Genomic DNA, 21,917 nt, shown 5'->3' with positions numbered 1-21,917 from the left:
AAAATAAAAGGGCTGTCGTACTAAGAATATCGTTCTTAATACGACAGCTCAATTTTTTGTTTAAACTAATTTGTAAAAAATATTTTTTAGGGCATATGCTTTGTGGCATTGAATTCTAAATAAGCTGCTTTTGACCTTACATAGGACATAGCCTTACTTACAGCAGGTATACTGATTACTGCTATGGTGGCAAGGGCTTCAGGCAATATGTAAGTAGCATTATAAGTTAAAGAATATATAGTAGCAGGAGTTCCTTCAGGTGCATAATGCCCGAAGAAGACAACGCCTGAAATAAAAGCGAACACATATCGTCCTATTACTCCAAGAATATATCCTTTTATCAATCCATTTTTCTTTTCTGCAAAGAAACCTGATAGGCCAAGAGCCCCAAAAGCTAGTGGATAATCTATAATGAGCTGAAGGGGACTGTAAAAGACAGGGTCAGTAAGGAACTGAAGTAGACCATAGGCAAAACCTGTTAAAAGACCTGCTTTTGGTCCGTACCAATAGCCTATTAGTACTATGAAAAGCATACTAAATAGAGTTATAGATCCTCCCATAGGTAATCTTGTAAATTTGATTTCGGCCGTCACAATAGCAAGAGCCATAGCTACTGCAGAAAAAACAAGCTGTGTAGTTGCCATAGACTTAGCTTTGCCTGTAATTTTTGGCCTTAATACAATAGCAATGATGACAAGGACAGCAATCAGAATGGCTACAGTAATTAGTCCAGAATCAGTAAGTTTAAAGACATTTTCCTTGTAGTCATTAACAGTAGGTGTTGCAAAAAATGACATAAAAAAACCTCCTTTTGACATGGCGTAAGGAGATATGTTACGCTTCCTTACGCTGGGATTATCCAGTTCAAGTAATAAGGGTTAGAAATTTAATTTCATCTCAGCCGACGGCACCCCTAGCAAAAAGGATTATATACTATTTAATTGCACTTGTCAACTGATAACGAATATCAATTGTGACAAGATAATAATTATTATTATCATTTATCAGATAATTTCAAAAATATTTCACAAAAATATTTACAATTTAATTGAAAAGTTATCTTTCTAATGTTAGAATCTAATTCGTGGCATATTGGATTAAGTCAACTAAATTTTTGGAGGGAGAGAAAATGGCAGAAGGCAGATTAGAACAGTTAGGAAAAGATATTAAAGGAACTAAGACAGAAAAAAACCTGATGGAAGCATTTGCAGGTGAGTCACAGGCTAGAAATAAATATACTTATTTTGCATCTAAGGCTAGAAAAGATGGATATGTACAGATAGCAGAAATATTTGAAGAGACAGCAGGTAATGAGAAAGAGCACGCAAAGATTTGGTTTAAAATTCTTTCAGGTATAGGTGTTACAGCTGAGAACCTTGAGCATGCAGCAGATGGTGAGGCTTATGAGTGGCAGGAAATGTATCCTACTTTTGCGAAGGAAGCAAGAGAAGAAGGGTTTACAGCGATTGCAAAGTTGTTTGAGATGGTGGCTGAGATTGAAAAAGAGCATGAGGCTAGATATCGTAAGCTGCTTGAAAATGTAAAAGGTGAGCTTGTATTTTCGGCAGATGGTGATGCTGTTTGGCAGTGTATAAATTGTGGACATATCGTGGTTGGGCCTAAGGCTCCAAAGGTATGTCCGGTATGTGATCATCCACAAAGTTATTTCCAGAAGAAAGCTGAAAATTATTAAAAATCTATTTTTGGTAGACCTTAGAACATTAGTTCTGAGGTCTATTTTGTTGTATAACGTAAAATTCTTATTATTGTATAATTCTATTATTTGTGGTACTATACTAGATACAGTAAGGTGTGAAAGTAATTAACTATAAATTAGGTAGGTTTGGTAAATGGCAGATAAAAAGAGATATATTCTGGACGGCTACCGTTTTGATGATTCGGAGTCTTTTGAACAAGGCAAGAGGGAATTTAATAGAATTACTGAGATTAAATCAGAAAATGACCTAAAAGATGAAACTGGACTTAGGCAGGTTTATGACAGTTTGGTAGAAAGCGAAGAGTTTGTAACTCCAATTGGAATTGGATTTTTGCGTGAAGTACAGAAAAGGTTGGTAAAGAATCCGGAACAGAGAAAAACAATGAAAGCTATTCCTTTTTTTTCACAGATGACAGATATAAAAAAAGAAAAAATTGAAGAGGAAAAAAATAAACAAGAATTTCCTGAAAAGAATACTGAGTCGGATAAATCTGATAATAAATCTGATGATGAAGAATCATATATTGCTATAATAAATAATTTCAAGCAAAAGATGAGGAATTACAGGATTATTGTTATATTTATGGCAATAATGCTAATAGTGCCCTTTGGAATTGTCGCCTATGATAAGATATTTTATTCAAACGAGCTGGAGGAGGCACTTGTTAATGAATATGCGTCTTGGAAAGAGGAGCTTACAAAAAAAGAACAGGAACTAAATGAGAGAGAGAGGCTGTTTGAAGGGATAGCTGATAAAGAAATAAATAGTGAGATTAAGGCTGGTGAAGAAAATGGAGAGAGCCAAAATTCTGGTAGTTGATGATGAAAGTAGGATGAGAAAGTTAGTTAGTGATTTTCTCAATCATGAAGGATATGGAGTAGTAGAGGCTGAAGACGGTGAACAAGCCGTAGAAATCTTTTTTGAAGATAGCAGTATTGAACTTATTATTTTAGATGTAATGATGCCTAAGATGGATGGCTGGCAGGTATGCAGGGAAATAAGGAGACATTCTTCGGTTCCTATAATTATGCTTACTGCAAAGTCGGATGAAAAAGATGAACTTCAGGGATTTGAACTTGGAGTTGATGAGTATGTGTCTAAGCCGTTTAGCCCCAAAATCCTTATGGCGAGAGTAGAGGCGATCTTAAGGAGGGTAGGTTCAGGCAGCGAAGATAGCTTTGAAATTGGTGGAATCAAGATAGATAGGGCATCACATGAAGTAATTATAAATGATAAAATTGTTGATTTAAGTGTGAAAGAGTTTGAACTTTTGCTGTATTTTATGACTAATAAGGGAATTGCATTGTCGAGAGAAAAGATTCTTAATAATGTATGGAATTATGACTATTTTGGCGATGCAAGGACTATAGATACACATGTTAAAAAGTTAAGGGCGAAGATGGGAGACAAGGGAGACCTGATTAAGACTATTTGGGGAATAGGTTATAAGTTTGAGGCATAATAACAATATAGACTAATCAGAGGTAGAGATGAAATATTCTATAAAAATGCGTTTGATAATTATTCTGCTCACATTATTAAGTGCAACTATTTTTTTTGGATGGATGGTCAACAGGCTATTTTTAGAAAAGTATTATGAAAATTACAAGATTAACAGGCTTGGGGAAACATATTTTCAAGTGAATACAATATATGATGCTGAAAAAATTTTAGATTTGAGTCTTGGATTTGAACAGCTTGCCTCAAAGCAAAATGTATCCTTGTATATTTTTGATGGTTTCAGCTATTCAGGAGGAATAATTTTAGAAACTAAATTTCCGACAAGCCTTAATGAATCACAAAGTGAGAAACTTCAAAGTGAGATTATTGATTATTATAGAAAGACTAGGGCAGTTGAAAATGTAGTCACAAATGACAAAGAGTCCACAATGCTTTTAGTAAAAACTGATAGGTATAGTATATATAGACATTTTGATTCTAGGCTTGAAGTCAATTATATTGAACTTTATGGAAAACTTGATTGTGGAGATAAAATTTTTATAAGGAGCAATTATGATAATATAGCAGAAAGTGCAGCTATATCTAATACTTTTTTTGCTTATGTAGGAATAGCAACTATTATGATAGGTTCTTGGATTATGTATTTTATTGGAGAAGGTTTTACTAAACCGATTAGAGAACTTTCTAAAATTACAAAGTCAATAAGTAATTTGAATTTTGATAACTGCTATAAAGAGGATAGGAAAGATGAGGTGGGAGAACTTGGACATAGTATAAATGTATTGTCAGAGAAACTTGAAAATACTATTTCTTCGCTAAAATCAGCCAATAACGAACTGCAAAATGATATAAGGAAAAAAGAACAGTCTGAGGAAATGCGAAAGGAATTTCTTTCAAATGTGTCGCATGAGCTGAAGACTCCAATAGCATTAATACAGGGATATGCTGAGGGACTTAAGGATAATATACAGACGGATGAAGAAAGTAGAGACTTTTACTGCGAAGTTATTATAGATGAAGCTGCAAAAATGAATAGCATGGTGAAAAGACTCTTAAGTCTTAGTGAACTGGAGTTTGGAGATAATAAACCACAATTTGACAGATTTGATATAATACCGATGCTTAAATCGGTAGTTAATTCTATGAATATGGTTTTTAAACAGAAAAATGCAGTTTCAGAGATATACAGTAAGGAAAATTGTTTTGTTTGGGCAGATGAATATTTGGTGGAGGAAGTTGTTACCAACTATATAAGTAATGCACTAAACCATGTAGAAGAAGATGGAGAGGGCAAAAAGGCAGTTTCGGTTTGTGTTAAGGAATTTGATAACAAAATAAGGGTTTCTATATTTAATACAGGAAGACCTATACCGGAGGAAGATATTACAAGAATTTGGGACAAGTTTTATAAGGTGGATAAGGCTAGGACGAGGGAATATGGAGGCAATGGCATAGGACTGTCAATAGTAAAGGCCATTATGAATTCTTTAAATAGAGAATGTGGAGTAAAAAACTGGGATAATGGAGTAGAATTCTGGTTTGAATTAGACACAAAGGCTTAAAGGAGAATAGAAAAATGAAGAAAAAAATTGCAATGATTGTATTGTCGGGCATACTAGCACTTAACTTGTCAGCCTGTGCTGTAGGCGATACAGGGCTTTCGGACGGAGAGTTAAAACAGGTGGCTGAATATGCGGCAAAACTTGTGCTTAAACATACAAGGAATTATGAGCCTACATTACAGGAAGAGCTTGCAATTAAGGAGAATCCCGGAGTTATAAAAGAAGAATTTGATGTGGCAGGTAATAATGCAGAGCAACAGAAGGAAAGCCGGCCACCGGTTAAGGAAGAACAAAAAGATGGTGATGATGAGGAGGAGACTTCAGACATAAATGCAACTAATGGTGATGATGATACTGTCTCTTCATTAAGCAGTATATATGATGCTAGTGGTTTTGAAGTAGTTTATGGAGGAGCTGGAGAGTATTCAAGATATCCTAAGAATGAAGGATATTTTTCGTTGGTGGCAGCCGATGATATGAAACTTTATGTAGTTGAGTTTTCTATTAGAAATAAGACAAATAAAAATAAAAAATTCTCACAAGACAGTGAAGTGGGATATAATCTGACATTTGATGGTGAGCATTACTACAAACCTAGTCTTACCTTGCTTGAAAATGATATGCAGTCCTTGAATATATCAGTAGGAGGGGGGCAATCTGCAAAGGGAGTAGTTGTATTTAATGTTCCAAAGAAAGCAGATAAAAATAAGGCTAAATTGAAGGTGATGAAGGGCAGTAAAAGTTATACTCTTCATGTTACACAATAATAACTAGGGATAAAATTAATTAAAAATCAAAATTACACTTTACCTAGACATATATTGAATGTTATAATATAAGAACTGTTACTATGTATTTTATCATTCCTTAAACGGATTAATAATTATAGTATAGACAAAACTGAGGGAGGTTACTATGGATACTGGAATTTTACTTCAAAGTGGTACAAATGAATTGGAGGTACTTGAGTTCAATATTGGACCAAACCATTATGGAATCAATGTAGCTAAGGTAAAGGAAATTATGCCTTTCACTGAGCCTACGCCTATTCCTAATGCGCATGATACAATTGAAGGTATTTTTATGCCAAGGGATACTATAGTTACAATAGTTGATCTTGCTAAGAGTCTCATGATACCACCATCACCGGACAGAACTAAAGATATGTATATAGTTACAAATTTTAATAATTTAAATATAGGTTTCCATGTGCATGGGGTTCAGGGTATCCACAGACTTACTTGGTCAGATATAACTAAACCTGATGAAACTATAAATGATGCAGAGCGCAGTGTTGCTACAGGTATTATTAAATTTGATCATAGACTTATAGTAGTATTAGATTTTGAAAAAATTGTTTCTACTATAAATCCTGAAACAGGAATTAAGGCAAAAGATATAGATAAGCTTGGAGTAAGAACAAGAAACAATTCTCCAATCCTTATAGCAGAAGATTCTCCTATGCTTGAAAAGATGATTGTAGATTGTCTTACTAAGGCAGGATATGTTAATATAACAGCTACAGCTAATGGAGAAGAGGCTTGGAATACCCTACTCCGCTATAAGTCGGAAGGTAAGGCTACGGATCAGTGCCATTGTATAATTACCGATATAGAGATGCCTAGGATGGATGGTCATAGGCTTACAAAGCTTGTAAAAGATGATAATGAACTGAAAGAGATTCCACTTATAATATTCTCTTCACTTATAAATGATGAAATGAGAAGAAAGGGAGAATCCCTTGGAGCAGATGCACAGCTTACAAAACCGGAGATAGGAAAACTGGTAGAAGCAATAGATAAATTAGTTTTATAAAATAAATTTTAATAAAGCTAGGAATGCTTTAGGATGGAGGAGAGATTGGATAAGGATAAGGAATCTTACCTAGATGGACTGCTTGAATCTGCCATGCAGGAACCTCCATATGAAACTGACAGGAGGCGAAAGGCTACTGCCCGTGCTAAGTCCGGTAAAAATAGAGTGTCATCTAAAAATGTAAGTATAGACTCCTTAGAAGAGGAATTTAATTTAGATGATTTAGATGATTCGTTTTTAGATGACATAGATTTAGATGATATGTTAGAAACTTCTGATGAAAGTGATAATGCTAGCAAAGATAGTGTTTCGGATAGTAAAGAGTTTTCTGTAGAAGAGGGGAGCTCTAATGACAAAGTTTCTTCTGAGGACATAGCTTTTAGTGAAGAAGGATCTGTTGGTCAAAATGAATCGGTTGAGAATAATGCCGTTTTAAAGGCGGAAGATGCTTTTTCTGAGGAAGTTTTGGCTAAAGAAATATCAAATGAAGAAGTATCAAACAAAGAAGTTTCAAACGAAGAAGTGTTGAATGAAGAGGGCAGTGGTGACTTTGAAATTGCAACTGAATTGGGAGTTGAAATAGGCGGAGATGAAGAAGAAATTAGTTTTGATGAAGTGGGAGGGGCAATAGAAGAAGAACCTCTACCTGTTATCAATCCGCTTGATGATATGGGGACTCCGGAAGTTTTATCGGATGAAGAAATAAAGTCTAGGAGTTCATCTAAAAAAGGAAAACAGGTTTCTAAAAATACTTCAGGGAAAAAAGGTATTTTCACAGCTATTTTTCATAAGCTTTTTGCAAATATACCTTTAACAGAGGAGGAACTTGCGGCTATTCCTACACCTGAGCAGGAGGCAGCGGCAAAAAAAGAAAAGGCAGACGAAGCTGCTAAGAGGAAAGAAGAGAAAAAAGCTGCTGCGGAAGCTAACAAAAAGAAAAAAGCGGAAGAGGCTAAGAAAAAGGCAGCAGATAATAAGGCAAAGAAAGCAGCCAAAGATGCAGCTAAGAAGGCTGCAAAGAAGGAGGCTGAATTAAAGCGCCTAAGGGCAGAGGCTCTTGAACAGCCGGAAGGAAAGATAAACAAAGCAGGTGCTATAATAATTTTCTTGTTTTTCATTGTTGCAGGTGCAGTGGTTATAGTTGGCACAAATATTTTTTCTTATGATATAAGTATAGCAGATGCAACTTATAAGTTTGGTAACCGTAAATATACCGAGGCCTATGAAGGTATAAGAGGACTTGAGATTAAAGAAAAGGATATGGAACTGCATGACAAGATTTATACTGTAATGTTTGTGAATAAGCAGTTAAATTCGTATAACAACTTCTTTGCAATGGGGGATTATCCATCTGCTTTAGATTCGTTGGTTAAGGGACTTTCTCGTTATGATAAATACATTGCACTTGCAAGGCAATTAGGAATCAATACAGATCTTGATTATGTAAGAGGACAGATAATGTCGGAGTTGCAGTCAACGTATGGCATTTCGGAACGAGAGGCTCTGGAGCTAATGGGAATGGTAGATAGGCAGGAATATAGTGAGAGAATATATAGCATAGTATCTAGGCTTGATACTAAAGCAATTGAGGCAGGAAAAGAGAGAAAGGAATTAGTACCATAGAGGTTTTAGTTGTATGAGCAAAGTTACAAATGATTGGCTTTCTGTAGTTGAAAAGGAGGCTGACAAGGAGTATTATCAAAGACTGTATCTATTTTTAAAAGAGGAGTATAGCACCCGTATTATTTATCCACATTCTGATGATATTTTCAATGCATTGCACCTTACACCATTAGGTCGGGTGAAGGTAGTGATACTTGGTCAAGATCCTTATCATGAGCCCGGCCAGGCTGAAGGACTTAGTTTTTCAGTGCCATTAGGATGTCAGATTCCGCCGTCTCTTCAAAATATTTATAAAGAGATAAATAGTGAACTTGGCTGTTATATACCAAGGCATGGTTCTCTTAGAAAATGGGCAGGGCAGGGAGTGTTACTTTTAAATACGATTCTGACAGTGAGGGCTCATAGTGCTTTCTCTCATCAGGGTAAAGGCTGGGAAAATTTTACAGATGCCTTGATTAAGGCTGTAAATAAAGAAGATAGACCTATAGTCTATTTGCTGTGGGGAAGAGCTGCGAGAGATAAGAAAAAAATGCTTGATAATCCCAAACATTTAGTATTGGAATCGGCTCATCCGAGTCCACTTTCGGCTTATAGAGGATTTATGGGAAATGGACATTTTAAAAAGGCTAATGAATTTCTTATCGAAAATGGAATAGAGCCTATTGACTGGCAAATTGAAGATTAAAAAAGTCTCCGATAACTCAAAAAGTTAATCGGAGATTTTCTGTTTTTGACATAGAGAAAATTGTAATTATAATAAAGTAATGCTGTGAGAATCAGCATTTTCCATAGTCTCAGGAGTCCATACTGAGGACTGTACCTCACCAATATGAGCCTTTTTTAAGAAAAACATACATATTCTTGATTGGCCGATGCCACCACCTATGGTATAAGGCAGCTCCTTATTAAGTACAGCTTTTTGAAATGGAAGTTCAGCCCTGTCCATACAGTTTGATATCTGAAGTTGCTCTCTAAGGCGATCTTCATCCACTCTTACACCCATTGAGGAAAGTTCAAGGGCTATATCAAGTAGAGGATAGTAAACTATGATGTCGCCGTTTAATTGCCAGTCATCATAGTCAGGAGCTCTGCCATCATGTCTTGTACCTGAGTTAAGAATACCACCGATTTGGCTGATAAATACTGCACCATGTGATTTAGCAGCCTTATACTCTCTTTCCTTAGCGGTTAAATCAGGGTATTCATTTTCCAGTTCTTGAGAAGTTACAAAGCATATTTGCTCAGGAAGTTCAGGCTTAATATAATTATATTTTCTAGCCATGTGCATTTCTGTACTTTTAAGAGCCTCATATACAGACATAACAGTCTTTTTAAGGGTATGTTCGTTCCGTTCTTCTTTGTTGATTATTTTTTCCCAGTCCCATTGGTCTACAAAGATAGAGTGAATATTGTCAGTATCTTCATCTCTTCTTATGGCATTCATATCAGTATAAAGTCCTTCTCCTGAATGAAAACCATATCTTTGGAGGGCAAATCTCTTCCATTTAGCAAGAGAATGTACTATTTCAAGAGCTGCCTGATCCGGTTGTTCTTTTAAGTCAAAAGATACAGGTCTCTCCACTCCATTTAAGTTGTCGTTTAATCCGGTTTCGGGGCGTACAAAAAGCGGTGCAGAAACTCGTGTAAGGTTGAGCTGCTTTGCAAGTTCTCTCTCAAAATAATCCTTTACTGATTTGATGGCGACCTCTGTCTCCCTTATACTCAGGGCAGGAGAGTATCCATCAGGAAAAATCTCGTTTTTCATATATAAACTCCTATATTTATCTAATTAATGTGAAAGCTATTATATGATATTTTTATAAAGTTATCAAGTAAATAATGATAACCTACTTGACAAATCTAATTGTATGCAATATAATCATACCAAAATAAATAGCTTGTTTTAAATAGTGCTTATTAGAAGTGAGGTGTTATGAAAAGATATGATATTGCAATAGTAGGGACAGGACCTGGTGGACTTGAAGCTGCTATTACGGCAAAACTCAGGAATAAAGACATATTATTATTTGGCAATAAGGAACTGAGTCTTAAGATAACAAAAGCCTTAGATATTAAGAATTATTTAGGGCTGCCTGATATTACAGGAAGAGAACTCGCAGATGCATATAAGAACCATCTTAAAAAGATGGATGTTGATATCAATTATTCAAGGATAAATGCTGTTTATGCTATGGGAGATTATTTTGTACTTCAATCTGCTGAGGAGATATTTGAGGCAAAATCAGTGATTCTTGCTACAGGTGTGGTTACCGGTAAGACAATGCCTGGAGAAAATGAAAATTTGGGTAGTGGGGTAAGTTACTGTGCAACCTGTGATGCGGCTCTTTATAAAGGTAAAGAAGCAGTGGTTGTAGGTTATGCTCCTAAAGAGGAAGAAGAAGTTGTTTTTCTTGCAGAAAGAGCTACAAAGGTAACGTATATTGCTTTGTATAAGAATGTGCCTTTCCTTGCAGATAATGTAGAGATTATTGAGGGAGAGTCTCCGAAAGAGATAGTTAAAGATGGAGAGCGTATCACTCTTGTGACCAATAAAAGCAACTATAAAACAGATGGTATATTTATTTTGAGAGATGCAGTATCTCCTGATAAGCTTGTTCCGGGACTTAACATAGAGGACGGTCATATTGTGACAGATCGTTCGATGCGTACTAATATTGAGGGGTTATTTGCCTGTGGTGATGTTACAGGTAAACCTTATCAGTACATTAAAGCTGCCGGTGAAGGAAATGTAGCAGCACTTTCTGCCGTTTCATATTTAGCAGGTAAGGTAAGTTGACCGATAATATAAAAATAGCAATTCTTATCAGTAAGTGTCGAATATATTGGCACACTAATAAATTTAAAGTAACTCGTTGGGTTATATGATAAAAATAGGTGAAATCACCGGAAAGAGGATAATATGGTAAAAAAAATTAATGAAGCAGAATTTTCAGAGGTTAAGAATAGCAAGCTTGCTGTTGTAGATTTCAATGCTACATGGTGTGGACCTTGTAAAATGTTAGGTCCTGTGCTTGAGGAGGCATCAGAGGAACTTAGTGGTAAGGCTGATTTCTTTGCGGTTGATGTGGATGATAACCAGAGTCTTGCTGTAAAGTATAAGATTCAGAGTATACCTGCAATCGTTATTTTTAAGGATGGAGAACCTGTAGACAGGCAGATAGGATTTATTCCAAAGGCACCACTTATTGATTTTATAAATAAAAGTGTAAGCTAAATAATCTTACTATAATAAGGATGAATCATGCAAAAAGAAGATAAATATAAAATGTTAAGACTTTCAAGCCAGATTTGTTTTCCGCTATATGCCTGTTCTAAGGAAATAGTTAAGAAATATAAGCCTTTTTTAGATGAATTAGACCTTACATACACCCAATATATTACTATGATGGTTATGTGGGAAAATGAAAAGGTGAATGTAAAAGAACTTGGAGAGTTGCTTTATTTAGATTCGGGAACTTTAACTCCAGTGCTTAAGAAGCTTGAACAGAAGAATTTTATCGACCGTTGCAGAGATAAGGATGATGAAAGAGTTCTTAATGTTACTCTTACGGAAAATGGAAGAGATCTAAAGGATAAGGCTTTGGATGTGCCCAAAAAAATGGGAGCGTGTTTAAGACTCACAGAAGAGGAAATGTCAACGCTCCACAGTATCCTAGATAAGATGCTTAGGGAGTTTTGATAAACTATGTACAAAGGAGGCTGTGACTAATGCAGCCTCCTTTAATATATTTAGACATTTTTTGAATTTAAAAATTCTTTCATTGCTGAAAAACTTTCTTTGCTTATAACATGCTCAATTCTACAAGCATCTTCCAGGGCAGTTTCTTTATTTACTCCCAAGCTTATAAGCCATGTAGAAAAGAACTTATGCCTTTCATAAATCATGTCGGCAACTTCTTTGCCGGCAGGGGTAAGCTTGATATAACCATTTTCATCTACAACGATATGTCCGGTAGAACGAAGATTCTTCATGGCAACACTAACACTTGATTTTTTAAATCCCATTTCATTAGAAATATCTACAGAACGAACATTTCCAATTTTTTCAGTTAGGACAAGTATTGTTTCTAAATAATCTTCAGCGGATTCATGTATTTCCATTAAGCATCACCTCCAAGCCTATTTATTTAAGTATAACAAAGATTGAACTTCTGTGCAAGGGTAGAAGAATTAATATTGTAATGAAAATAAGAATAATTATCAAAAAGTATTGACAAATAGGTATATTTTAGTTATTATCATAATCAGTTAGTAAAAACTAACTATAAAATACTTGGAGAGATAATATGAGTTTTGATATAGTAGATATTGTAAAAAGTATGGATGCCGGTTCGGTTTCCCTCCAGCTTGCACTTCAATGTGCACCGGTAATTGCAGGTATGAAAATATCTAATCTTTTAACTATATCTGCTAAAAAAATTGGCGATTTGTCAGAAATTTTAGAGCATACAGGACTTTCATTTCGCATTATTTATCCGGGTAAAAAAAGACTTGTAATCCTTGTATATAGAGAGGGGGAACTTAGGAAATATTTGAACTATGCTAAGGTGAAAGCTTTCATATCCGAATGTGGTTATGAGCATACGGATATAAATAAAATATTTCCCAGGTTTGTAAGAAATTATATAAGTTATATGGAAAATAAAAAGAATTTTCCACATGAACTTGGTCTGCTTTTAGGCTATCCTATAGAGGATGTGGAGGGTTTTATCAGGAATAATGGAAAGAACTATCTGCACAGTGGTTATTGGAAGGTATATAAGGATGCTGAGACTAAAATAAGACTGTTTAAGGATTATGAGAAGGTTCAGACAGAAATGGTGCGTTTGTTATATGAAGGAGAGGATATAGCAGGTATCATAGATAGTTACAGCAACATAGGTCATTATGGAGAGAAGAAAACTGTTCAGATGATTTGTGCATAAAAAAAACAGTGTGAACACACAGAAAGAGGGTTTATTATGAGCAAGATTAGTGTAGTTTATTGGTCACAGACAGGAAATACTCAGGCGATGGCAGAAGCAGTTGCAGAGGGAATTAAGGCAGCAGGAGCAGAGGCAGAATTACTTGAAGTCGGTTCAGCATCCGTAGATGCACTTAAGGAAGAGAAGGCTTTTGCACTTGGATGTCCAGCTATGGGTTCAGAGGTACTTGAGGAATGTGAGATGGAGCCTTTTGTAGCAGAACTTGAGGCTCATGTATCAGGTAAGGTTATAGGCCTTTTTGGTTCTTATGACTGGGGCGATGGTACATGGATGTCTGATTGGGTGGATAGAATGAAGGCAGCAGGAGCAACAGTTGTTGGTGATGAGGGTGTGATATGTAATCTTGAGCCTGATGCTGAAGGAATAGAAAAGTGTAAAGAGCTTGGTAAACAGCTTGCGCAGGCGTAAGAAACAGTAAATTTATATAAATTGAGAGGTGTGTTATGAGTGTGGTTATAGTAGGCGGTCATGACCGTATGGTTTGTATGTATAAGAAAATTTGTAAAGAACATAAATGCAAGGCAAAGGTTTTTACACAGATGTCTGCTAATTTGAGTGGACAAATAGGCTCTCCGGATCTTCTGATACTATTTACCAACACTGTATCACACAAGATGGTGCGCACTGCCTTGGCGGAAGCAGAAAAATGTAAGGCTAATATTGTTAGAAGTCATACAAGCAGTGGTACTGCTTTAAATGAGATTCTTGATACTGTTATGCCGGCTATGGCTTAGGGTTAAAAACTAATTATGATAAAAAGAAGAGTAGTGAATAATGCGCTATTCTTCTTTTTTTTATATTATAGTATATATTTTTTTGATAATAGAAGTCAGTTTCGTACAATAATGAAAGTCAATATTTATAAGAGGCATTTTTATGTAAAAAAATCAAGGAAATGTTAAAAAATAATTGAAAATAAAAAATTCAATTGATATAATTAGATAGTAATTGATGTGAAACAGGTATTACTCAAAGCCGAAAACTTGTATTTAAGAAATTTGATGCGGCAGTTTGACATCTTAGCAATCTTAAACTAAAAGGAGGTCCTGAGATGTGGGATAATAGTCATTGGAAAAAAATTGGTTTGTTTGTAGGTGGAGTTGCATTTGGAACTGTTGGTCTTAAGGCATTGCTTAGTAAGGATGCAAAAAAATGCTACACTCATATAACAGCTGCTGCACTTAGGGTTAAGGACTATGCTTTACAGCGTACAGAAACCTTGAGGGAGAACTGTGAAGATATCTATGAAGATGCAATGGATATCAATGAGGACAGAAAGGCTGCTGAAGAAGCTATATTTGAAGATACTTCTGATGGATACAAAGAAGTAGAAGAAGAGTAAGAATTAAGCCCATAGGGAGTTAGTAGTTAGTTTTAACTCTCTGTGGGATTTTTCTTTATTAATTTAATAATTTGTAAAATTGAGGTAAAATATGAAATTTAAAATATTATCGGAGTCAGATAATAGAATAAGAGTACAGTTTTTGCAAAAAAGCATGAGTTTTGAGCAGGCTGATACCTTAGTTTATTATATCAGGCATATAAAAGGAGTAACTTTTACAAAAGTATCAGATAGAACTTGTACAGCTACAATTAAATTTAATGGTGACAAGTGGAATATAGTAGCTGCTCTCCAGAGGTTTAGCTATGAAAGGTTTGAAGCGCCGGAAGAGTTTATAAAAAATTCCAGTAGAGCCTTAAATGCTAAATATCAGGATAAGCTGATAAAGATGATTGCCATGAGGTTTATAAGGCGTACTTTAATACCGTCTCCGCTTAGAATGGGATTTATAATGTTCAGGTCATTTAAATATGTGAGGGCAGGGCTTAAATGTCTTTTTAGGGGAAAGGTAGAGGTTGCACTGTTAGATGGAGCAGCAGTGGGAGTTTCTGTACTTAGAGGAGATTTTAGGACGGCGGGCTCGGTTATGTTTTTGCTTAAAATAGGAGAGCTTTTAGAAGAGTGGACTGAGAAGAAGACAACGGCAGATCTTGCAGGCGTACTGTCGCTAAATATAAGTAAGGTATGGGTTAAGAAGGGTGATACTGAAATTTTGGTTGATTACTCTGAAGTAAAGGAAGATGATGAGGTTGTAGTACATTTAAGCGGAGTAGTACCGTTTGACGGAGTGGTAACAGAAGGCGAGGCTATGATAAATCAGGCATCTATGACCGGAGAGAGTGAGGCGGTAAGGAAGGAAACCGGAAGCATGGTGTTTGCAGGTACAGTGATTGAGGAGGGTGAAATCATTTTTAAAGTCAAGAAAACCGGCGGTAATTCTAAGTTTGAAAAGATTGTAAAAATGATAGAAGAGACAGAGAAACTTAAGTCCGGAGCTGAAAGTAAGGCTCTTAGGCTTGCAGATAAGCTGGTTCCTTATACTCTTATAGGAACAGGACTCGTATATCTTCTTACGAGAAATATAACTAAGGCTTTAGCAGTGCTTATGGTAGATTTCTCTTGTGCACTTAAATTAGCCATGCCTGTGTCGGTACTCTCTGCTATTAGAGAGGCATCTGAAAATGGTATTACGGTTAAGGGAGGAAAGTTTTTAGAAGCTGTTGCAGAGGCAGAAACTATAGTGTTTGATAAGACAGGTACTCTTACAAAGGCTGAGCCTGTTGTGACATCAGTGATTTCATTTGAGGACAGGAGTGAAGATGAACTGCTTAGGATAGCAGCCTGTCTTGAAGAACATTTTCCTCACTCTATGGCAAATGCAGTAGTAGAGGCTGCAAGAAAAAAAGGATTAAAGCATGATGAGATGCATTCCAAAGTAAATTATATTGTTGCACATGGAATAAGTAGCAGTATTTCGGATAAAAAAGTAATAATAGGAAGTTACCATTTTGTTTTTGAAGATGAGGGTGTTATTGTTCCAAAAGGTCTTGAAGATAGGTTTGCGAATATACCTGAGGATTCATCTCATCTTTATATGGCGATAGAAGGTAAGCTTTCGGCAGTAATCTGTATTTCTGATCCTGTAAGAGAAGAGGCAAGGGAAGTAATAAGTAAACTTAGGGCTCTTGGAATTAAAAAAGTAGTAATGATGACCGGAGATAATAAGAGGACAGCTAGGGCTGTAGCGGCACAGGTTGGAGTGGATAAGTATTATGCAGAGGTACTTCCGGAAGATAAAGCTAGATTTGTAGAAACAGAGAAGGCGAAGGGAAGAAAAGTTATTATGGTAGGAGATGGAATTAATGATTCTCCTGCACTTTCGGCAGCGGATTGTGGAATAGCTATAAGCGATGGAGCGGAACTTGCTAGAGAAATTGCTGACATAACAATAGTAGCGGATAATTTAAATGAATTAGTTAAGTTAAAGATGCTTTCCAATGCCCTTATCAAGAGGATAAACAGCAATTATAGAAACATAGTGGGTATTAATGGAGGACTTATAGGGCTGGGGGTATTTGGCGTTATAAGACCAACTACTTCAGCCCTTGTGCATAATCTGTCCACCCTTGCGATAGGAGTACATTCCACGACAAATCTTATGGATTTTAAATAAAAGGAAAAGTGTTTAGTAGGGATTCAAGTTCTGATTTTGAAGTATTTACAAATCCCTGCACCATTTCCTTTTTACCACCACCCTTAGCATTGAAAGATTCTTTTAATTTAGCTTGAATAAGCGATGTATCAAGGTTATTACTGCCTATAAGGTAGGAATAACCTTTTTTGTCGTTTCCTGTAAGTAAGGCACAATAATTGTTTCTTTTGCTAACTAAGTAATTTAAGGCCTCTCGTTGGCTCTTAGCATCAATTTCTTCGGTAAATATGATGGCAGGAGAAGTTGTTAAAATTTTATCAATATTTGATATCAGTAAGTTTTTATTAATTTCTCGCAACCTTATTCTTAGTGAATCTCTTTCGTTTTTAAGAGAAGTAACATTAGACATAATTTCACTTTGCTCAGAGGAAAGTAAGACCCTAAGGTTGTCAGAGAGCTTTGACAGGCTGTTAAAATATGTAAAAGCTCTAAAACCACAGAGGATGGAAAGCCTTACTCCGCCTTTGTAACGGATTGAAGAGAGGACTTTAAAAATCCCTATTTCTCCGGTTTTTCTCACATGAGGGCAACAGCAGGCACAGATATCAATATCTTTAATTTCAACTATCCTTATATCTCCTGTTAATTCAGACTTACATCTGTAATCTATACTTTTTAGTGCATCTGAATCCGGGTAATAGCAGATTATATCTTTATTTTCGTATATAGCTTTATTTACTTCAAATTCTATTTCGGCAACCTGATTAGGATTAAGGTAGCCATCATAATCCATAGTTACTATATTATCAGACAGATGAAAGCCTACATTCTCATAGCTATATTTCTTTTTCACTATTCCGGAAAAGATATGCTCACCACTATGCTGTTGCATATTACTAAAACGATGTTCCCAGTCTATTTCACCGGATACAGTAGTTTCTGTCTGATTTTCAAGATTATGTTCGGAGGTTATGATATGAGTTATATTATTTTGTTCATCTATCATAACATTTTCTACTGTGGCATTAATATTTCCTATAGAAATCCTGCCCTTATCACAGGACTGTCCTCCTGATTCTGGAAAGAAAAGAGTTTGGTCGAGTATTAATTTGTAAGTATTGTCTTTAAAATGGATTAGATTAAGAATGTTTGCAGTAAAATTTGTACAATAAGGTAGGGCATCATAAAGTTTAATAGTAGGCATAAATATTCCTTTCAAATCTTTTTAGCTATTGTTAAATACCATTATAATTACAATAATAAAAAAATGCTAGTATCAGAGGTTGAAAAATATATTAAAATACAGTATAATAGGTTTTCAGAACAGGAATATATATGTTATAATTTTTTAAGCTGAAGTCTGAATAATATTTAAAATATGTGAAAGGAAGTATAATAATGGCTAAGAGAGTGTTGGTAGTGGATGATGCGGCTTTTATGAGAATGATGCTTAAGGACATCCTCTCAAAGAATGGTTATGAGGTTGTAGGTGAGGGTGTTAATGGAAATGACGGATTTGAAAAGTATAAAGAGCTGAAACCAGACATCGTTACTCTTGATATAACTATGCCTGAGTGTGATGGCTTGCAGTGTCTTAAAAAGATTAAAGAATTTGATGCCGCAGCGAATGTAGTTATGTGTTCTGCTATGGGACAGCAGGCTATGGTTATTGAGTCTATTCAGAGTGGAGCAAAGGACTTTATTGTAAAGCCTTTCCAGCAGGATAGGGTATTGGAGTCTCTTGCTAAGATTAAATAGTTAATATATTATATTGGAATTTTAAATATTGAGATAAGATAAACTAAGGCTGTTTTCTTAAGAGAAAATGGTCTTAGTTTGTTGTCTAATTATAGGAATTTTAGCACAAAAATAAAAAGCAGATGACGGGAATCGAACCCGCCTCTCAACCTTGGGAAGGTCGCATTCTACCGATGAACTACATCTGCTTATAGTATTTTTATTATACCCCTAAACAGTAATTTTGTAAAGTTAAAATTTTGACAGTTTAGAAAAGAGAGGACTGATGAAAGATTATTTTATAAGTTTTGCACCAATGGAAGGGATAACGGGGAGAATTTTCAGAAAGACATTTGCAAGACATTTTAAAGGAGTGACAGACTATTACACGCCTTTTATTACTCCTAAAGAAAAGAGGGGATTAGATAAGAAAGACCTAAAAGAATTAATTCCGGAAAATAATAAAGGATTAAGTATTGTTCCGCAGATACTAACGAACTCTTCAGAAGGATTTAACCTTACAGCTAAAAAACTCATAGAACTTGGCTATGAAGAAATTAATATAAACCTTGGCTGTCCATCCGGAACTGTGGTGAACAAGGGGAGGGGAGCAGGAGCATTAAAGAATTTAGATAGTCTTTGTAAACTTTTGGATGGTATATATAATGAATCGGTAAAAAATGGGTTAAATGTATCTGTAAAAACTAGGATAGGGTATAGTGAGGCAGATGAATTTGGAAAAATTCTTTCAATATATAAAAAATTTCCATTAGCTAAGTTGATTATTCATCCCAGAACTAGGATGGAATTTTATAAGGGACGGGTTCATAAAGAAAGTTTTTCTCTTGCAGTACGGGAATATACCGAGATAGGAGCAGTTGAAAGGCTTTGTTTTAACGGAGAGCTAAACAATGTAAGCGATATAAAGAGTTTAGCAAACGAATTTTCAAATCTTAAGCATATAATGATAGGAAGAGGCTTACTTAGGAATCCCTTTTTGATAGAAGATACGCAACTTTCTGAGGATGTAAACAGGAGAAAGAGGTTGAGGGCTTATTTGGATGACTTACTGTCTGAATACTTAGAGGAGTTTAATGGAAGTTCTACCGCTATTCTTAAGATGAAAGAACTATGGTTTTATATTAAAGAGAGTTTTGAGGACTCGGAACATTTTTTAAAAGATATTAAGAAGGCAAAAGGTGTTTTAGAATACAGGGCAGCAGTAAATGTATTATTTTCAAACTGTGATATAAAGCAGGCTTGATATAAGAGAAGTGTTGTGCTAATCTTTACAGATAAGAATGTATTGTGGAGGTAAGCGATGGCGAAAATAGAGATGAAGACTCCGTTAGTTGAAATGGACGGAGATGAGATGACAAGGGTTATTTGGAAGATAATAAAGGATGAACTTATAAATCCTTTTATTAATTTGAAATCAGAATACTATGATTTAGGGCTTAAATACCGAAATGAGACTGATGATGAGGTAACTGTTGAATCTGCTAAAGCTACGCTTAAATATGGAGTTGCAGTTAAATGTGCTACTATTACACCGAATGCGGCAAGGGTAAAAGAATACGAACTTAAAGAGATGTGGAAGAGTCCGAATGGGACTATAAGAGCCATGTTAGATGGAACGGTGTTTAGAACTCCTATTCTTGTAAAGGGCATAGAGCCTTATGTGCGCACTTGGAAAGAGCCTATAACGATTGCTCGCCATGCCTATGGAGATGTATATAAAAATACAGAAATTAAAGTAGATTGTCCGGGAAAAGCGGAACTTGTGTTTACTTCAGAGGATGGAACTGAAACTAGAGAATTAATACATGAATTTAAAGGGGCAGGAGTTATTCAGGGTATACATAACTTAAATGTGTCCATAGAAAGTTTTGCAAGAGCCTGCTTTGAGTATGCTCTTGAATTGGGAGTTGACCTTTGGTTTTCGTCTAAAGACACAATTTCAAAGAAGTATGACCATACTTTTAAGGATATTTTTGCAGAAATATATGAGAATGATTATAAAGATAAATTTAGAAATAAAGGAATTACTTATTTTTACACCTTGATAGATGATGCGGTAGCAAGGGTTGTAAGGAGCGAAGGTGGTTTTCTTTGGGCGTGTAAAAACTATGATGGAGATGTAATGAGTGATATGCTTGCGACAGCTTTCGGTTCTCTGTCGATGATGACATCTGTACTCGTATCTCCAAAGGGAGTTTGGGAGTATGAGGCGGCTCATGGCACTGTACAAAGGCATTATTATAAGCATCTTGAGGGAGAGAAGACATCTACCAACTCGATAGCTACGATATTTGCATGGAGTGGAGCACTTAGAAAAAGAGGTGAATTAGATGGGCTTAATGAGTTGGTTAGTTTTGCGAATGAGCTTGAGAAGGCTGTAATTGACACTGTTGAAAGTGGAACTATGACAAAGGATTTGGCGAATATTACCACTCTTAAAAATGTGACGACAGCTGATACTGAGGGGTTTATTAAGGCTATAAGAAAAAGACTGGAAAAAGTTTGGAGCCGATGATATAATGCAGAAATAAAATAATCGCCCTGTATTAGATTTAGGTCTAGTACAGGGCGATTACTTGTATTTGTTTTTGAGTATGTAAATAGAAACTAATTATTACAGGAGCTTTTTAATATAAGTGTCCATATCTTCGCTTGTTACAGTTGGTGAAAATCTTTCAACTACATTTCCGTCCTTATCTACTAAGAACTTGGTGAAGTTCCAATTAATCTCACTACCCGGAAAAACCTGTCCAAGGCTTGCGAGTTTCTCAAGTAAGCCGGCTGTAGCAGCATTGGTTACTTCTTCAGGCTTTTGCTCTTTAAGATATTTGAAAAGAGGATGTGCATTCTCGCCATTTACTTCGAGTTTCTCGAAATTCTCAAAAGTAACACCGTAGTTTACCATACAGAACTTAACGGTTTCTTTTCCGTCTTCAGGATTCTGGTCAAGGAACTGTCCACAAGGAAAACCTATTATTTCTAAACCATCTTTGTTGTATTTCTGATATAACTTCTCAAGGTCTTCAAGCTGTGGTGTAAGACCGCATCCTGTAGCAATATTTACTATAAGAAGAACTTTTCCCTTATATTCTGAAAGGCTTGTCAGGCCACCCTCTACATTTTTAACACTAAAATTATAAACACTCATGTTATTTTCCTCCTACTTAATAAAGTAAATTAAATTTGATGCAATTAATGATAACATTTTGTTAGAAAAAATACTACATGTAAAATAACTAAAATTGTGCACAATTTAATTGAATCATTTATATATATTTAAAAACATTTATCTTTATATTATTACTTGTTATAAATGATTATTTGAGTTTTCGTAAACTGCCTTAACATAAGGTAGTAATAAGGTTATGATAATTGCCCTAAGAAAAACTCTATAAGGAATTTAGCGGTGGACTAAAATCAAAAATCGCAGTATAATATATTGAAAAGATTAAGGTATTTGATAGCAAAATTTTACAAAAA

At 35.4% G+C, this 21,917-nt stretch carries 24 protein-coding genes, 1 tRNA gene and 1 riboswitch; of the genes, 19 read left to right on the top strand and 6 right to left on the bottom strand.

The annotated features are described in order from the left end of the window. Nucleotides 1-86: 86 nt before the first annotated feature. Nucleotides 87-797, bottom strand: a complete 711-nt coding sequence (gene thiT, locus ACTTG8_RS06240) for an energy-coupled thiamine transporter ThiT (RefSeq protein WP_442561261.1) — start codon at nt 795-797, stop codon at nt 87-89. Nucleotides 798-824: 27 nt separating this feature from the next. Beyond that, nucleotides 825-925, bottom strand: a riboswitch (TPP riboswitch). Nucleotides 926-1,129: 204 nt separating this feature from the next. Here thiT and rbr point away from each other — a divergent pair. The 8 genes from rbr to ACTTG8_RS06200 all read left to right on the top strand — a co-directional run bounded on the left by rbr (nt 1,130) and on the right by ACTTG8_RS06200 (nt 8,864). Further along, nucleotides 1,130-1,693, top strand: a complete 564-nt coding sequence (gene rbr, locus ACTTG8_RS06235) for a rubrerythrin (RefSeq protein WP_442561260.1) — start codon at nt 1,130-1,132, stop codon at nt 1,691-1,693. Between the two features lie 157 nt (nt 1,694-1,850). Continuing rightward, on the top strand, nt 1,851-2,537 hold the full coding sequence (locus tag ACTTG8_RS06230; RefSeq protein ID WP_442561259.1) for a hypothetical protein: 687 nt from the start codon (nt 1,851-1,853) through the stop codon (nt 2,535-2,537). Continuing rightward, complete coding sequence (locus ACTTG8_RS06225; protein WP_442561267.1) at nt 2,509-3,180, top strand: response regulator transcription factor; 672 nt, start codon at nt 2,509-2,511, stop codon at nt 3,178-3,180. The genes ACTTG8_RS06230 and ACTTG8_RS06225 overlap by 29 nt, the downstream gene beginning before the upstream one ends. A gap of 46 nt (nt 3,181-3,226) precedes the next feature. Continuing rightward, entirely contained in the window at nt 3,227-4,741 is a 1,515-nt protein-coding gene (locus ACTTG8_RS06220) for an ATP-binding protein (protein ID WP_442561258.1), read from the top strand. A gap of 14 nt (nt 4,742-4,755) precedes the next feature. Continuing rightward, nucleotides 4,756-5,508, top strand: a complete 753-nt coding sequence (locus ACTTG8_RS06215) for a hypothetical protein (RefSeq protein WP_442561257.1) — start codon at nt 4,756-4,758, stop codon at nt 5,506-5,508. Between the two features lie 148 nt (nt 5,509-5,656). Beyond that, nucleotides 5,657-6,556 carry a chemotaxis protein gene (locus ACTTG8_RS06210; RefSeq protein WP_442561256.1) on the top strand — a complete coding sequence of 300 codons (900 nt, stop codon included), beginning with the start codon at nt 5,657-5,659 and terminating at the stop codon, nt 6,554-6,556. 45 nt (nt 6,557-6,601) lie between these two features. After that, nucleotides 6,602-8,179, top strand: a complete 1,578-nt coding sequence (locus tag ACTTG8_RS06205) for a hypothetical protein (RefSeq protein ID WP_442561255.1) — start codon at nt 6,602-6,604, stop codon at nt 8,177-8,179. 13 nt (nt 8,180-8,192) lie between these two features. Continuing rightward, nucleotides 8,193-8,864 (top strand): uracil-DNA glycosylase, encoded by a 672-nt coding sequence (locus ACTTG8_RS06200; protein ID WP_442561254.1) that lies wholly within the window; start codon nt 8,193-8,195, stop codon nt 8,862-8,864. 66 nt (nt 8,865-8,930) lie between these two features. Here the strand turns inward: ACTTG8_RS06200 and asnA are convergent, their stop codons facing one another. Continuing rightward, complete coding sequence (gene asnA / locus ACTTG8_RS06195) at nt 8,931-9,944, bottom strand: aspartate--ammonia ligase (protein ID WP_442561253.1); 1,014 nt, start codon at nt 9,942-9,944, stop codon at nt 8,931-8,933. Between the two features lie 168 nt (nt 9,945-10,112). Here asnA and ACTTG8_RS06190 point away from each other — a divergent pair, with 168 nt between their 5' ends. From ACTTG8_RS06190 to ACTTG8_RS06180, 3 genes are all read left to right on the top strand, one after another. Next, a complete protein-coding gene (locus ACTTG8_RS06190; protein WP_442561252.1) occupies nt 10,113-10,976 on the top strand; it encodes an NAD(P)/FAD-dependent oxidoreductase in 864 nt (287 codons plus the stop codon). Nucleotides 10,977-11,099: 123 nt separating this feature from the next. Continuing rightward, nucleotides 11,100-11,414, top strand: coding sequence for a thioredoxin (gene trxA / locus ACTTG8_RS06185; protein ID WP_442561251.1), 315 nt, complete (start codon nt 11,100-11,102; stop codon nt 11,412-11,414). Between the two features lie 27 nt (nt 11,415-11,441). Beyond that, complete coding sequence (locus ACTTG8_RS06180; RefSeq protein WP_442561250.1) at nt 11,442-11,879, top strand: MarR family winged helix-turn-helix transcriptional regulator; 438 nt, start codon at nt 11,442-11,444, stop codon at nt 11,877-11,879. A 50-nt stretch (nt 11,880-11,929) separates the two neighbouring features. On the opposite strand, the gene ACTTG8_RS06175 is transcribed toward ACTTG8_RS06180, so the two are convergent. Next, nucleotides 11,930-12,301, bottom strand: coding sequence for a metal-dependent transcriptional regulator (locus ACTTG8_RS06175; protein ID WP_442561249.1), 372 nt, complete (start codon nt 12,299-12,301; stop codon nt 11,930-11,932). A gap of 185 nt (nt 12,302-12,486) precedes the next feature. Here ACTTG8_RS06175 and ACTTG8_RS06170 point away from each other — a divergent pair, with 185 nt between their 5' ends. The 5 genes from ACTTG8_RS06170 to ACTTG8_RS06150 all read left to right on the top strand — a co-directional run bounded on the left by ACTTG8_RS06170 (nt 12,487) and on the right by ACTTG8_RS06150 (nt 16,700). Then, nucleotides 12,487-13,125 (top strand): DUF3793 family protein, encoded by a 639-nt coding sequence (locus ACTTG8_RS06170; protein WP_442561248.1) that lies wholly within the window; start codon nt 12,487-12,489, stop codon nt 13,123-13,125. A 36-nt stretch (nt 13,126-13,161) separates the two neighbouring features. Continuing rightward, nucleotides 13,162-13,593, top strand: a complete 432-nt coding sequence (locus ACTTG8_RS06165; protein ID WP_442561247.1) for a flavodoxin — start codon at nt 13,162-13,164, stop codon at nt 13,591-13,593. Nucleotides 13,594-13,628: 35 nt separating this feature from the next. Next, on the top strand, nt 13,629-13,919 hold the full coding sequence (locus ACTTG8_RS06160; RefSeq protein WP_442561246.1) for a DUF2325 domain-containing protein: 291 nt from the start codon (nt 13,629-13,631) through the stop codon (nt 13,917-13,919). A gap of 317 nt (nt 13,920-14,236) precedes the next feature. Next, nucleotides 14,237-14,527 carry a DUF6110 family protein gene (locus ACTTG8_RS06155; protein ID WP_442561245.1) on the top strand — a complete coding sequence of 97 codons (291 nt, stop codon included), beginning with the start codon at nt 14,237-14,239 and terminating at the stop codon, nt 14,525-14,527. A gap of 91 nt (nt 14,528-14,618) precedes the next feature. Continuing rightward, nucleotides 14,619-16,700, top strand: a complete 2,082-nt coding sequence (locus ACTTG8_RS06150; RefSeq protein WP_442561244.1) for a heavy metal translocating P-type ATPase — start codon at nt 14,619-14,621, stop codon at nt 16,698-16,700. Here ACTTG8_RS06150 and ACTTG8_RS06145 read toward each other — a convergent pair. Then, a complete protein-coding gene (locus tag ACTTG8_RS06145; RefSeq protein ID WP_442561243.1) occupies nt 16,693-17,883 on the bottom strand; it encodes an alanyl-tRNA editing protein in 1,191 nt (396 codons plus the stop codon). The two genes, ACTTG8_RS06150 and ACTTG8_RS06145, sit on opposite strands and share 8 nt — an antisense overlap. Nucleotides 17,884-18,077: 194 nt before the next feature. Between ACTTG8_RS06145 and ACTTG8_RS06140 the strand changes: the two genes are divergently transcribed. Next, nucleotides 18,078-18,437 (top strand): response regulator, encoded by a 360-nt coding sequence (locus tag ACTTG8_RS06140; RefSeq protein ID WP_023353798.1) that lies wholly within the window; start codon nt 18,078-18,080, stop codon nt 18,435-18,437. A gap of 117 nt (nt 18,438-18,554) precedes the next feature. Here the strand turns inward: ACTTG8_RS06140 and ACTTG8_RS06135 are convergent. After that, nucleotides 18,555-18,625: transfer RNA gene (locus tag ACTTG8_RS06135), tRNA-Gly, on the bottom strand. A 77-nt stretch (nt 18,626-18,702) separates the two neighbouring features. Here ACTTG8_RS06135 and ACTTG8_RS06130 point away from each other — a divergent pair. Continuing rightward, the gene (locus ACTTG8_RS06130; protein WP_442561242.1) at nt 18,703-19,680 is read left to right on the top strand and encodes a tRNA dihydrouridine synthase; all 978 of its coding nucleotides are present in this window, start codon (nt 18,703-18,705) and stop codon (nt 19,678-19,680) included. Nucleotides 19,681-19,737: 57 nt separating this feature from the next. Further along, nucleotides 19,738-20,952 (top strand): NADP-dependent isocitrate dehydrogenase, encoded by a 1,215-nt coding sequence (locus tag ACTTG8_RS06125; RefSeq protein WP_442561241.1) that lies wholly within the window; start codon nt 19,738-19,740, stop codon nt 20,950-20,952. Between the two features lie 99 nt (nt 20,953-21,051). Here ACTTG8_RS06125 and ACTTG8_RS06120 read toward each other — a convergent pair whose 3' ends face one another. After that, nucleotides 21,052-21,585, bottom strand: a complete 534-nt coding sequence (locus ACTTG8_RS06120) for a glutathione peroxidase (protein WP_442561240.1) — start codon at nt 21,583-21,585, stop codon at nt 21,052-21,054. Nucleotides 21,586-21,917: the final 332 nt, after the last annotated feature.

Origin of the sequence: Catonella sp., from assembly GCF_052173895.1 — a bacterium.
Classification (GTDB): domain Bacteria; phylum Bacillota; class Clostridia; order Lachnospirales; family Lachnospiraceae; genus Catonella.
This window is presented reverse-complemented; position numbering and strand designations above follow the sequence as displayed.